The 13,716-nt window shown below is 42.2% G+C and carries 14 protein-coding genes and 1 pseudogene; all 15 read right to left on the bottom strand.

The window, feature by feature from the left end; translation table 11 throughout:
- Window positions 1–24: 24 nt before the first annotated feature.
- Window positions 25–483, bottom strand: coding sequence for a tRNA (adenosine(37)-N6)-threonylcarbamoyltransferase complex ATPase subunit type 1 TsaE (gene tsaE, locus O2S85_RS03350; protein ID WP_269411319.1), 459 nt, complete (start codon window positions 481–483; stop codon window positions 25–27).
- Window positions 480–1,463: a thiamine-phosphate kinase gene (gene thiL, locus O2S85_RS03345; RefSeq protein WP_369420067.1), complete on the bottom strand. Its 984-nt coding sequence runs from the start codon at window positions 1,461–1,463 to the stop codon at window positions 480–482. The genes tsaE and thiL overlap by 4 nt, the downstream gene beginning before the upstream one ends.
- Before the next feature lie 300 nt (window positions 1,464–1,763).
- Window positions 1,764–3,090: pseudogene (locus O2S85_RS03340) on the bottom strand (short-chain fatty acid transporter).
- A gap of 515 nt (window positions 3,091–3,605) precedes the next feature.
- The gene (locus tag O2S85_RS03335) at window positions 3,606–4,379 is read right to left on the bottom strand and encodes an acetoacetate decarboxylase family protein (protein ID WP_269411318.1); all 774 of its coding nucleotides are present in this window, start codon (window positions 4,377–4,379) and stop codon (window positions 3,606–3,608) included.
- 145 nt (window positions 4,380–4,524) lie between these two features.
- On the bottom strand, window positions 4,525–4,914 hold the full coding sequence (locus O2S85_RS03330) for a 2Fe-2S iron-sulfur cluster binding domain-containing protein (RefSeq protein ID WP_269411317.1): 390 nt from the start codon (window positions 4,912–4,914) through the stop codon (window positions 4,525–4,527).
- Between the two features lie 103 nt (window positions 4,915–5,017).
- A complete protein-coding gene (locus O2S85_RS03325; protein ID WP_269411316.1) occupies window positions 5,018–5,536 on the bottom strand; it encodes a luciferase domain-containing protein in 519 nt (172 codons plus the stop codon).
- The gene (locus O2S85_RS03320; protein ID WP_269411315.1) at window positions 5,529–6,524 is read right to left on the bottom strand and encodes a 2Fe-2S iron-sulfur cluster binding domain-containing protein; all 996 of its coding nucleotides are present in this window, start codon (window positions 6,522–6,524) and stop codon (window positions 5,529–5,531) included. The genes O2S85_RS03325 and O2S85_RS03320 overlap by 8 nt, the downstream gene beginning before the upstream one ends.
- A complete protein-coding gene (locus O2S85_RS03315) occupies window positions 6,524–7,549 on the bottom strand; it encodes an aromatic/alkene monooxygenase hydroxylase subunit beta (RefSeq protein ID WP_269411314.1) in 1,026 nt (341 codons plus the stop codon). Before O2S85_RS03315 ends, O2S85_RS03320 begins: the two co-directional genes overlap by 1 nt.
- Window position 7,550: 1 nt before the next feature.
- A complete protein-coding gene (locus tag O2S85_RS03310; RefSeq protein ID WP_269411313.1) occupies window positions 7,551–7,850 on the bottom strand; it encodes an MmoB/DmpM family protein in 300 nt (99 codons plus the stop codon).
- Between the two features lie 44 nt (window positions 7,851–7,894).
- The gene (locus O2S85_RS03305; RefSeq protein ID WP_269411312.1) at window positions 7,895–8,260 is read right to left on the bottom strand and encodes a Rieske 2Fe-2S domain-containing protein; all 366 of its coding nucleotides are present in this window, start codon (window positions 8,258–8,260) and stop codon (window positions 7,895–7,897) included.
- Window positions 8,253–8,501, bottom strand: a complete 249-nt coding sequence (locus O2S85_RS03300; protein ID WP_269411311.1) for a toluene-4-monooxygenase system B family protein — start codon at window positions 8,499–8,501, stop codon at window positions 8,253–8,255. The genes O2S85_RS03305 and O2S85_RS03300 overlap by 8 nt, the downstream gene beginning before the upstream one ends.
- Window positions 8,502–8,616: 115 nt before the next feature.
- Window positions 8,617–10,101 (bottom strand): YHS domain-containing protein, encoded by a 1,485-nt coding sequence (locus O2S85_RS03295; RefSeq protein ID WP_269411310.1) that lies wholly within the window; start codon window positions 10,099–10,101, stop codon window positions 8,617–8,619.
- A 510-nt stretch (window positions 10,102–10,611) separates the two neighbouring features.
- A complete protein-coding gene (locus O2S85_RS03290; RefSeq protein WP_269411309.1) occupies window positions 10,612–11,580 on the bottom strand; it encodes a 5-oxoprolinase subunit C family protein in 969 nt (322 codons plus the stop codon).
- A gap of 5 nt (window positions 11,581–11,585) precedes the next feature.
- Window positions 11,586–12,470, bottom strand: coding sequence for a 5-oxoprolinase subunit B family protein (locus O2S85_RS03285; RefSeq protein WP_269411308.1), 885 nt, complete (start codon window positions 12,468–12,470; stop codon window positions 11,586–11,588).
- Window positions 12,471–12,472: 2 nt separating this feature from the next.
- Window positions 12,473–13,630 carry a sigma-54 interaction domain-containing protein gene (locus O2S85_RS03280; protein WP_269411307.1) on the bottom strand — a complete coding sequence of 386 codons (1,158 nt, stop codon included), beginning with the start codon at window positions 13,628–13,630 and terminating at the stop codon, window positions 12,473–12,475.
- Window positions 13,631–13,716: the final 86 nt, after the last annotated feature.

The raw sequence follows: 13,716 nt of genomic DNA, 5'->3' as shown, positions 1-13,716 counted from the left end.
GCGTTTCCGCATTGAACAACCGCTTTATGAACCAATGATTTCAGCAACAACTTTTTCAAAATGAGCACCGTATGGAGAAAACGCCAATAAACGCGAATGTTCATCTAAATATGTCAGGCTTATATCCAGCCGTTCAGGCGGTAAAAATTCTTTAATAAATTGTGCCCATTCAACAATGGAAATACCCTCACCATTAAAATACTCGGAGAAACCTATATCCTCATCTGAATCCTCCAACCGATAAACATCCATATGATACAGTGGAAGTACCCCCTGATATTCCTTGATAATCGTAAACGTTGGGCTGTTTACGGTACGTTTCACGCCAAGTCCTTTAGCAATCCCTTTTGTAAAGGCAGTTTTCCCGGCACCCAAGTCACCTTCCAATGTAATGACATCACCTGGCATTAATAGTTTAGCGAGTTGTTGTGCCAATGTCACGGTTTCACTTTCCGAACGGGTTTCTATTGTATGATTACTCATCTGCGTTTCACCTGCTTCAAATGTGTATAGCCTTGTTTTTTTAATGGTACCTGATGTCCATGATCCTGTAAATAAACCGCATCATGATCTCTCTCTGTCACATAGCCAATTTTTGTTACTTTGACTCCTGTTTCCTGTGCAGCTTGAACAACCTTTGACCAATCACTTTTCGGAACAGTACCAAGCAGTTCAAAATCCTCTCCGCCGAATAATTGCCATGTTCGCTGCTGTTCCGCCGTAAATTGATGGAATGCATCGCTCACAGGTAATTTGGCAAAATCCAATACAATGGTTACCTCTGATGCTTCAGCAATTTCCGCAGCCTCATTAGCTATCCCATCACTAATATCGTTCAATGCCAATCGGGAAAGTCCTTCCAAATTCCAGGCAAAAGCAACCCGTGGTGAAGGCATTTGATGTCGCTTCACATAAAATTCATGATCATTATAGTTACCTGGATTTGTTAGTATGTGCAACCCTGCACGAGAGTCCCCAAGTGTCCCTGTAGCAAACACTACATCATCGGCCTTTGCAGCATGACGATAACGCGACTTGCCTCTGGGAACATAGCCAATAACTGTAATTGAGAGGGATAATTCTTTACCGGCAACCGTATCTCCGCCAATCAAATCCATTCGATAGGTTCCAGCCAGTGCTTGCATACCTGTCACGACTTGTTGAATCACTTGAGGCTTCCAATGTGATGGAATAACAATCGATACAAGATAAAAAGCTGGCTGTGCGCCCATGGCAGCCAGATCACTAACATTCGCTGCGAGTGCCCGGTAACCAATATGAAAAGGGTCCATTGTTTTACACGAGAAATGTATATTTTCTACAAACGTATCAACCGCTGTAACGATGTCCTGACTGGTTTGTCTGAATACAGCGGCATCGTCCCCCACTCCCTTTATTAAGGATGCTTGTTTGTAGGAAGCTTGTTTAATGGTATTAATAAAAGCAAACTCATCCATCTTCATCACCAATCTTTACTAATGAATTATCTCCATCATAGCAAAAAGAATTATAAAGTGAAACTTCATTCGGTGAGGGGCACGATGAACAGGGCATTCTGTAACAATTTATGGGGAACTTAATCAGAAAAAGTGAATGATAAAAACGGCTCTTAACCAAAATCTATAGTTGACAGATTAGATGTAATTTATAGGCGATCGCTACGGAAAAACACTACGCTTTCCGTGTTTTTTCCGTAGCTAATTAGTTTATCATTTGAAAATCCCCCTTGTATTCAGCATCATATTATCTATCCTTCGTCATCTTCAGAAAAACAACAGCCCGATGGCGATTGGGAAGAAACTATAAACCAGGATAATGAAACAAAAACCCATGATATCTTTCACTTTCAAACCCGCAACAGAAAGAAGCGGAAGTGCCCAGAATGGCTGAATCATATTTGTCCACGCAGATCCCCAAGCCACTGCCATCGCTGTTTTGGTTGGATCGACGCCAATATCAATACTAGCCGAAACCAACATGGGTCCTTGTACAGCCCATTGCCCCCCGCCAGATGGTACGAAGAAATTTACCAAACCAGCACTTAAGAAAACAAATAAAGGATAGGTAAATTCATTTGAGATACTGACGAACCATAGTGACATGCTCTCTGACAGTCCTGAGTCCACCATCATCCCCATAATACCCGCATAGAATGGGAACTGGATGATGATGCCGCCAGCATCCCTGACCGCATGATTCACACTGTTTAAAAATCTCCTGGGTGTTCGGTGTAACAGAATTCCCAGAAACAACATGATTAAATTGACAATATCAATGTTTAAATCAAAACCATTTGCCGAAAAGTGGTAAATAATATATGTAAGACCAAAGATTCCAATAATAAGTGAAACAATCCGACTGTTCTCCAAACGCTCTGAGGGTGTCTGGGCCTGTAATTCCGGCTCTTCAAATTCCTCTTTAAAACCGGTATCCTTCCAGTCAATTTGGTTTTGAATTTTTCCCTCTTGTGTCTTGAGCAACATCCTGTTCAAGAATGGTAACGTAATGAGCAATATAAGGATGATGAACAAATTAGAACCGCTGAACAAAGTTTCCGTAACTGGTATCGTCCCAATCGTATCTTCCAAAAAGTGACCTGGAGTTGCTACCCACAATGGAATAGCTCCGGACAATCCCCCATGCCAAAGCAAAAAGCCGCTGTACGCACTAAGCAATGAGCAGGCGATAATCGGCAGATGGCACACGTTTGGCGACCTGGAGAGCAAACAATGCTCCTCCAACCAGTCCAAATCCATAGTTAATCAAAGAAGCAACGATTGCGGTAATTGTTACAAGTATAACCGCCTGTGCGGGTGACTTTGCCAATGCGCTCGGTTTTTCCAATAACCTTTTCACGACCGGTGTGTTAGCCAGCACATTACCAGTTACGACAATGAGGGACATCTGCATGGCAAACTCTAGTAAATCCCAGAATCCATTGCCCCAATAGTCAATCATTTGAACCGGTGTATTTCCCATCACGAACATACCTATCAAAAACACGACAATTGTTAGCGTGATCGCAAATAAAAAAGCATCAGGCAAATAGCGCTGTACAAAACGGTCAAAGAAGTTCGTCATTGTCTTCATATCTGTCAACCCCCTTTTGTGATTTTTTCCCGTATCATGAAAAGTTGTTAAGTTAAAATTTTCACTTTCGTTGATTTCAAGCTATTTAACCTAGCTTTCACACCAAGAAAATTGCAGTAGAGCTAATATCCATAAGCGTCCACTGGGAACGATATTTTGCAATTAACAATTGAGTACAAAAAACACCCCTACTTTTGGTATAGTTGATTTGGCGAAAATCACTACCTAAACAGAAGAGGTGTCTCTACTATGTTAGCGAAACCGCTAAATGAAACAACATCAACATTCAACTGACTGTTTTTTACACATGCATACTTTTTTGTCCCCATCACCCTTGATACTATTTAAAACCATGTTGATGACGGGCGCTTTCATGCTGCGAAAACCCGAAAACTGGATTTATAGTTTTCTTTCATCGTACTTTTTACAATACCTCTAGCTAATTAGGGACTTAGCAAATAAAATCCTTTACTTATCAGTGGGGGTGAAGGAAATACCTGTATCCATATGACCTATCAATAATCCTCTTCCAGATAGTCAATAATTGTTCTGCCCATTGAATACGTAAATGAAAATTTACCATACATAACAGAAGGTGTTTCCAAAGGCTCAATTGGCTTCAAAAGGGATGCCGGATCGCTCTCAGGGAAATTAAATATGATATCCTTTACCTTGATATCATATGTTTCCGCCGTAAAAGGCAAAGGAAACTCAATCACTTCGCTAATTGCTGCACTCCCACCCTCTGGTTTAGGGATTTGGCGATGGGCATAATAATTCAAATGTCCTCCCATTTTATCCACCACTTCATTCCCAACATCTACAGTAGCCTTAATTACGGGGCTTCCATCAACAGTCATCGTTGAGGTTAATTCGTTACCATTGAATTCCCTTTTCAACGAACCGGGCAATGCAGGTACTCCCATGGACTCACGTACATAGGTTCTCATCAAACTTGAGCTATTGAAATAATGGGCAAAAAACCGTCCAGGAATACTGATTGTCCCATTTGCAGCCAAGCTATCATGATCAGCTATTTCTATTGTTAAGTATGACAAGCCAAAAGAGCCAAATCCGCTGGTCTGATCTGCATCGGGCACTTCATACATGTTCAGCTGAACCAAACCATTAGGATGCGGCTTCAATCCTGGGGGAAGCACTTCACGAAGCGCGTTCGTATCTGCTTTATATCCCATGATTAGCATCCAGGCATCTCTGATTAATTGGGGGGTAGGGGGGATAGCCCACTTATTCCTGGGCATCCCTGTAAAAGGTACATTGTTTTTCATTAAAATTCTCCTCTCTGCAAGTGGTATAGTCACCAACTCAGACCGTAGATTTATTTTTGGTTACTGCAATTGCGTCGAAACACGATACAGCTTCTATCGATATATAGGTAATATTACCCATCCTGCCCCACGACAATGAATCTACCTAATTCTTTTTCCCTTTTGCGGGCCCTCTACGCCAACCAGGTTTCGGAAAAGTCCTGGTCAGCAGCCCGTTTTGGATACGATGCTGTATCATTTCCCGCCTTGTTTTATGAGGATCATGGTTAATTACCAACGGAGAACGGGGTTTAGCTGAGCACATCAGCACAAAACCCGCTTCATAGTCCTCCGGATAATAAAGGTAGGCTCCACTTTGGTCAACCTCTCCTTTTTGAAGCTTGGCAGCACAGGACAGACACCAGCCTTGCTCACATGCACGTGGCCAGTACAGGTCCGTTTTTGATACTTCATAGAGCAGGTACTCCTCGGAATCAGCCTCAAAATCGACTTCACAATCAGGGCGGTTTACATGGACTGGATAATGTTCACTCATAACTCTATCAAATCTTTCATTGTTCCGTCTGTTCCGTGCAATGAAATTATATCTGCTGCCACAAAATTGATTTTGCAAGTTGTTTTCATTATCTTACCCCTCTCTACAATTCTACGGGTTCAATCCAACCGGTGGCGTAATAATAGGAGCATTGTACAATGCGCCACACGATATTCAACTCTTCCTCGTCTCTTGGTGCATATACAATGAAGTTCTGGGGTGGAAGTGCCCCCGCCATATAGATTACAAGAGGATGTATGCATGCCCATCCCCTTTTAAGTACATGTTCTCCCCATGCAAGTTCAAGAGGCATATGGATACTCCCGTCCGTCCGGATCAGCGCAAATTCCTTATCCCTGATAAAAGCCTCCTCCGTTCCGTCTGTGGTGTCCTCCATGTTGAGAGCCAACGCCGGTACATTCAGATCTGTCGGTTTTAAGGAAACACCAGGCAAACCCGCTGCCCTGTCCAACAGCTCATTCCGCAAATGCTCCGGCGACATTTCTTCTTTTTGCAGACAAGGATATTTCACTTCTACTTCAGGGGCTTTTCCTTCCCTTTTTGGCAGTTCTTGTATAATTGGAGGAATATCAACTGTAATTCTTTGCTTTTTATTATCCAAAACTATCATAGTGAACGCGGGTTACGTCCACTTCCCTTTCTCCAAGCAACTTTCGCATGGCTTGAACCATCACTGGCGGGCCAGCGATATAGAATTCATATTGATCCCAGGGTTTATTGATATAGTCTCCAACTACATTGTTAACAAAACCTACTTCTCCATCCCAGTCTTCGTCAGCCTTATCTACCACGGGTATAATTGAACCGTCTTTAATCGATTCAAACAACTCATTAATCTCATCCATCAGAACCAAATCATTCGGTGTGCGAGCACCGTAGAACATCATGCATTCTTGTTCCATTGAATCACCCCATAATGACATTTGACGTACCATACATAGAATGGCAGAAATACCTGTACCACCAGCTACAAATATTTTCGGCCGTTTCGTCTCCCTTACAAAAGCTGCTCCGTAAGGCAATTCCAACGTTAATTCCATGCCGGGGGTTAAGGTATGCATCGTTTGACTTCCAGGCCCATTTGGGTAACGCCGAACGATAAACTCAAGTTCATGTCCCCCCGGCAAATTTGACATTGAATAACATCTGCGCAATCCCCCACCCAGGTTAAGGATTGCATACTGTCCAGGTTGATAAGGGGCTGGTCGGTTTAATCCCAAACGAATTAATGCTATCTCATCCGTCAGAAGCTTAACATCAGTTACCACCGCGTTATAATCAGCGGTTGTAAGATGCTCTTCAGGCTCTTCCAATAACCTGGCTTTTAAAGTGACATCGCTTTCAGGAATACTTTGACACAAAATGATACGATTTTTCCTGCTATCCCGTTTAGTAAGAGCGGGCGCGTCCGGTAATAAATTCTTTACCTGGCCATCTACCAGTGTCGCCTTACAGGTACCGCAACTTCCCCATCCGCATTCAAACTGGGGCCATACTCCCTGTTTTCTTGCAGCAGTCAATATCGTCTCGCCATCTTGTACTTCAAACGATACATCTGTGTTTTGAACGGTAACTACATACTCTCTCATTACTGTTCAAGCCCCAAGTCCACTAGAAAATCATGGTGACTTTTGCGGACCGCTTTGGTTACATCCTCAGCACTCATCTGATGAGGAGCCTGTTCAAACAAAGGTGCCAGTCCATCTATTGCACGATAGGCAAGACCTCTCCAGTCTTCGATCCAATTTTTCAGAAGATCCTGATTCTCTGATCTCCGCTCAACTGAATATTTGACCAATTCTTTTGTCCAATTTTTAAAACGATCGGTATCCAAATTAAAATTATTGTGCATCAAGTTCAGGAGCTCATCTCCATTTTTGTATGCCAATTGTGCAAATTGTACATTATACAGGGCATCGTATAATGGTTTCACAACAAGATTCAACGCGGCAAAACTTTCGCCCCAATCATATGCAATCATCAGTTTTTCCAACAGTTCACGCATTGGCTGCCAATGGGGATCTTTTTCCCAAATCGTCCGGGTCGACTCTGTATCCGCAAGTTTTGGCCTGTTAAGTTCGAGTGACAATACTTTTGCAAAATATGAATTATGCTGTAAACGACGTAATTCATCGCCACCCTGGAAATAACCAACATTGGAAATGTAAGCAGATGGCGCAATTTGAGCCATATATAAAGCAACAATTTGTAAAATGTGTCCTGAAAAACGATACGGAATATAAAGATATTCGAGCGTATTGATCCAGCCTTCCGATAGCTTTGTGTAATGATCTTCATCTTTCTCAAAGTCATCAATCAGGTTTCCAAGATATAATTCTTTTTCATTTTGCAATGTGACATAATCACGATAGGTTAACCGTTTCGGGTCACGGAACGCCTCCCAATCATCTACCTGAAACTGCGAGCCTTCCCTGTACTTCAAATACCACTGATTCATGGGTGCATTTTTATCAAGGTGGAAAGGAGCAGGGTTGTTTCCAAAAGTATGGTTGAGCTTATGGCTGACGACCTCATATTCACTTGGAACGCGTCGTTCTGTCCATAAACTCCATGTCGCTTTTCTTTTCCTTCCCCTTTTAGATCTATTCGCCATTTTATTGTTCCTCCCTTTCTAAATAGAAGATCAATCCTTCATCGCCGTTTTCTTTCATTCGTCCAGCGAACGAAACGAAGGTGTTCGTAACTTCAAACCAAGTAAACGGTCGGCCCAATGCTTCTTTTAAACTGTCATACGTTAAATAGCATGTTCCGGGTGTATGAATCCGGGTATATGCAGCGCCTTCCTCAAAAGTTACTTCGGCATCCGGGTTATCATTTTCTATCGCATCCAACAGTGCCTCAGCCATATCAGGATCCCTGGTTATGGGCCCTACTAATTTTTTTCTTTTTTCCAAAGTCAATGCGACCTCCTACCGATTTCATGTTTTTGATCAGTCCATCAATCAGCGGTACAACGTTTATACCTGTTTGTATCTCCTTTGGGGAACCCGATATAAATTTGTTCCCCCTCTACTTTTACTTCGTATTGATAGAGTTGGCAGTTTTTCGGATTTACTCCACCTCCATCGTTTATTGCAAATTGCCAGTGATGTGCATGGCAAGTAAGGACGCCGTTTTCCAAATCTCCATCCGCAAGATACATTTCCTGATGCGGGCAGAGACCTTGATAGGCAACAATATCACCTCCATCTAAATGTGCCAGTAATACAGTGTGCCCTTCAATTTCTACGTCGTCCATTTCCCACTCCCATAAATCATCCAGTGTCATCGCCGGAAACCATTGAATTGTGTCAGTTTTAACCATGGTACGACACCTCGACAAAGTCCATCGGTTTCATGCCGACATCTGTAACCGTCATATTATCCCTTTGTACCTCGCCATTGAATATCACTTTCAATGGCGCATGTTGGGGCTCCACCCGGGTCCCAACCGTGTGATACGCAACTACTTCAGCTACTTCGGACATTGTGTTATCTGATTCTACTTGCACCAATATTTGAACAAAATCTTCACTATGAGCAGCCACTAACGGAACCACTGCCATACGACTTCATCTCCATTCATTAGCAATATTTACGCTACCTTCCAGAATATTTTCTGCATACCCCGGAAGGCAACGTCGTCATTTACATATCCAGGGACAATCAAACCAGTTTCACTTAAACTTTTATACCTTTTGCCCAGGCAAAGTTGTCTGCATCTTGTCCCATCGTTTTTTGTGTAAGACCCATATAAGAGATGGCCCCCGCAGGCGTTGGAGGCTGAATTTGACCGCCAACCATACGATCAACAATGCTCTCAAAGCTGTCATACCGACCAGGCTGCGTGTCAAAAATCCATTTACACGGCTCCGAACAGAAGGAATATTTCCTGCCGTCTACTTCCGATACATACGGATGAATATGATTCTTTTGCGGATCGGATGGTCGGACGATTGGAAGATGACACGTATTACAGATCATCGGCAATGTCTGGGGTGCTAATTTTTCCGTCTTGCCTTCTCGTGCATTCTTCGTTATTACGTCCCACTTTTTGCCGTGGTTGGCGTTCCAGCCAGGATATTTCTCCTCCAGCCATTCTCTTTCTTCTGGTGACACACCAGCATCAGGGTTCCACCAAACGGCATTTCTCCAGAACCACACACCCAGTTGTTGACCGTGGTGGAACCATTCAAGTTCATCCAGGAAGATGTCCCAATACCATGGTTTTTTCATGCCAAAGTCAGTAAACATGTCAAGGAACTGTTTCATTATCCATTCTTCCATAAACTCTTTAAAGGACATGGTCCGGTGTTCCAGCGGTGTATAGTAATCCATGGAAAGCCCTGTCAAAATGGCAAACAATCTCCATGAACGCCACCACATTAAATCGACCATTTTTTGTGCTTCTTCTTTTTTACCATTTTCCATCATGATACGGAGTGTAGGTTCGCCAATCTGCGCGTGTCGAGATTCATCGGTCTGGATACTGGATATAAGCGACCCGAATTCGACATCACCTACACTTAACGCATCTGTTGCCATTCCAAGAAATTGCAGATTGGTAAATCCTGTTTCAAACGTAAATGGCATTTGCAGCGCCGTTGAGGTCGCATCATTAGCCACAACCATATCGTCGAACTGACTTTTTGAAGCAATCGCAGCCCAATTTTCCGTGTGATACGCTTTATGGGCGAAATCAAACTGTGGATGCTTATCGATTAACCCATGGGGGAAATATACTTGAATCTGTCCGTGCCGCTGTTCGTCCAGGCAGCCGAACGTTGCCGTGTTTCTCCATGACGCGGCCAATCCGAATCGCGCCATCCGTGCTTCCCCAATAGAGGCCAACCACTCTCCGAATGCAACAGCACCATAATGCAGTGTCAGTGTCGTTTTCCATCCGTTATCCAGGTCATCAAACAGTTTTGAACGCCCTATCGCCGATTTGATGGAGTAAGTCGAAGCCTCCTTATCCGATTGGTTATATACATATTCGCGATAGGATAATTTAAACGGTTCATCCCAGCCCCACCAGTTTTCCAGCGGAATATTACACTTGGCTACTTGCGTTTCCGGGAATGCTTCTTCCTCGGTAACGTAGCTGAGCTTCCAGTTCATATCCCGGGTCAGGTCATAGTACTCACTTCTGTCAAGTTTGGGCATGTGCTTTTTACCTCCTGTTTTTTATTTGATGCTGCAAAAGCATCTTACATAAAACATTGCAATAAGCATGCCAAATTTTTCATCCCTACGTATTTTTACGATGTAACTTCTTATCATTTGTGTTGATGAAGCGCTTCAGATCATGTTATTTTCCGCTCCAATCAAATTGAATATTTGTAATTTGCCCGGTATACTAATGAGTAAATATTATCTGAGGAGCGAAAATTTTACCCCATTACATATCTTTCTACATTATTTATTTCAGAACAGAAAATAAATTTCAATAATGGAATAATAAAATAAACCCCTGTCGTATCAATGTTTACTTGGGTAATATTCGTAAAGTAGAGTTTTGTGATATCAATATTGAAATATGATGTGCGTATCTTTATAGATTTTGATGCCTGTAGTAAGTAGAAAAATCATTCCAAAGGGTGAATGGAATGATTAAACAGAACGACACATTCGAAAGGTGTCGGGTGAAGTAACATTTAGGCTCTTAACCAAAATTTATTTGCAGAAATCTTTCAACTCACTAATCTTTCTTTGTCGATTCTTTCGGGCTTCCAATGCTTGACTCATGGTAACTGCTGAAAACCGGATTGTCTGCATAGGCCTGGATTGGGCAATCTCATCCAAATCAACACTAATGACTGCTCCGATCATAGCAAAACCTCCCCCAATTGCTCCATCGTGCAATATGACATTTACTTCTTCCTCATTGGGTATCAAAACTGCCCCTATTGGATATGGGGCATCAACGACATTGGAAGAGCTGTCTCCTGCTCCAAAGGGTGACCTAAAGGTTTTAAATTTAACGAAACTTCCTTGAAGGCGGTATGCGACCCGATTGGACTCATTTGATATTTTCCACTCTGTGTCAAGAAAAGATTTAATTCCCTCATCACTGATCAATCCAACTGATATCCCCATAATAACACGGGGTTCAATATACTCCCTGAAGTCAGGTAATAATTTATCATGAAGAGATTGTCCCACTCGTTCAAAAACACCCGGCAAGGGTTCCCCGATTGGAAGCTTGTCCCCAACTTTAAGGTTTCGTCCTCGGAAGCCCCCCAATCCGCTTTTTATACAGGTGGATCGACTTTCCAATACTTTTGGTACTTGTATCCCCCCTGAGACACATAGATATGATTTTGCGCCTTTTTCCGGGGGAGAAAAATGTAAAATATCCCCCGCATTCACTTTGATATTCTCCCACATAGGTATGCTCCTATTATTCCTATATGGTGTCATTGGCGCTCCCGTAATAGAAATGACTGTTTCCTTTGCAAAGAGTATTTTAGGCCCAAAAAGCGCGATTTCGATGCCTGCTGAATCAATGGGGTTATTGAGCAATATATTTCCAGCCATAAACGAATATTTATCCGCTGCACCACTTGGGGGGATACCATAATAATAATAGCCAAAGCGTCCAAGATCCTGAACAGTTGTACTACCAGCTTCGATAATTTTCAACAATATTAAAACCCTTTCATAAGCTCGTTAATATAAGAGCGACCTTTTTGAAAATATTCTTGTGGTGAAAAACTTACTGTCTTTTTCCTGAATTGATATGTTCCCTGTTCGACTTCATCAGAGATTTTTTGATACTCTGATTCATTAATTGGCCTATGTTTCCATAAATCTCCCAATCTGGCAAGAAACATAGAGTTTTTAAAATCCTTCAAGATCCCCTTTTTGTGATAAATCGGTACAGGGCACATTCCAATTAATTGAAACCCGCCCCACGTCGAAAAGGGATATATCAATGTAAAAGCCCCACCCATACTAACGGCCTGCCTCGGGGAATCCGTTCTGGAACTGATATATTTGGGAGTTTGGATAATTCGGTCTTGTGCTTTACCTAAAGGAAATTCATATGCTCCACCGGGATTGAATCCTATCATAGTGATGACATGCGGTAATGATGAATGTGCCTCTATAAATGCTTCTTTATCTTTAAATCCATTTACCTTCATCACAAATTCAAAATTTGAAAGTGATGGATCCGGATGACGATCTTTAAAAGCCCTGGAATATTCACGGGTAATAGGGTCGTCATACCAAATAGGAATATCCACAATACGTACGGTTATATTCAATTCGGAAGAACTGCTTTTCTGGATATCGATCTCCCTTAAAATCTCCAGTAGATCATTGACAGAAATGATATCCGGATTAAAATGAACAAGATACGATGCATTTGCCGAATAAACATCGATGACACCGGGTATTTGACGGTTCCGCACTTCTCTTGTGATGGATATAGCTTTAAAGTTGCTCTCCAGCCGCATGTCTTTGGATATTTCCGCAAAGATATACTCATCTCCCCCAAAGTGGAAATGGGTCTCAGGAAATGTAAGCATGTTTAGTCCCCCTTATCCAATAATTTTTTTCTGCGCCGGCTGATAGTCGCGGGACTTACACCCAGTACTTCAGATACTTTAGCCGCTGTACCGTACTTTTCCAGTCCTAATGAAATCAATTTCGTTTCCACTTCTTCTATTGCTTGCTTCAATGGCATAAAATCTAGTGTTATGGCTGCTTTTTTTGTTTTCGTTTTAGCTTCGGTATCCGGGTAGAGAACTGGTAGCGTGTTTTCCGCTTGAATGAAGTCATCATGGGATGTTACTACCAGACGTTCAATCACATTTTGCAATTCTCGCACGTTACCCGGCCATTCATAACCTTCCAAGACTTCCAATGCCTCTGCCGACAAGGATTTATCTTTATTATAAAGTTGATTCAAATTACTTAGAAAATAAGAGGACAACGGTGCAATATCTTCTTTTCTTTCTCTCAAGGGAGGAATACGAATAGGAATGACGTTTAAACGATAATATAGGTCTTCTCTAAATCTCCCATCTTGAACGAGCTTCCACAAGTCTTTATTTGTCGCCGCAATAATTCGTGTATCGACTGATTTTGTTTTGGTTCCACCTATCCGGGTTACTTCTTGTTCTTGTATAACCCTTAATAATTTGACTTGCATATTCAATGGCAATTCCGAAACTTCATCCAGGAAAACAGTTCCTTGATGGGCCTGCTCAAAATACCCGGCCTTCCCTTTAGGATCTGCACCGGTAAAAGCACCCTTTTCGTAGCCGAACAGTTCGCTTTCTATCAGCTGTTCGGGAATCGCGCCACAGTTCACACGCACATATGGGTATACATTACGATTACTCCACTCATGAAGAGCCTGGGCAACTACTTCTTTTCCCACCCCGGACCCGCCGAGAATAACGATAGTTGAGTCTACATTTGCAACCTTTTTTACCTGTTCAACCACATGTGCCATCTTTTGTGAATGATAGATCAGCTTATTTTTCCCCACCGAATGATTTTTTAATTCATGAAGTTGTTGCTTAAACCCCTCAGATTCCTTTTGGACCTTATTCAATTTCTGTTGAAGCATGCTTACTTCAGTAATATCTCGTGAGATAACTACTATTTTGGTTATCTGTCCTTCGTAAAATACAGGATTGGCTACAGACCAGACACGGCTGCCGTTTCTACCTTCCTGCATAATTGTAATCTTCTTTTCTTTTTTTAAACAATCGGCCACTATGTTTGGCTGGAACAAGTTTTGATTTTCCTCCAATTCAAAAATGT

The sequence above is a fragment of the Lentibacillus daqui genome, assembly GCF_027186265.1.
Taxonomy (GTDB): Bacteria; Bacillota; Bacilli; order Bacillales; family Amphibacillaceae; genus Lentibacillus_C; species Lentibacillus_C daqui.
Note: the sequence above shows the minus strand (reverse complement) of the source record. Positions and strands in the feature narration are given on the sequence as shown.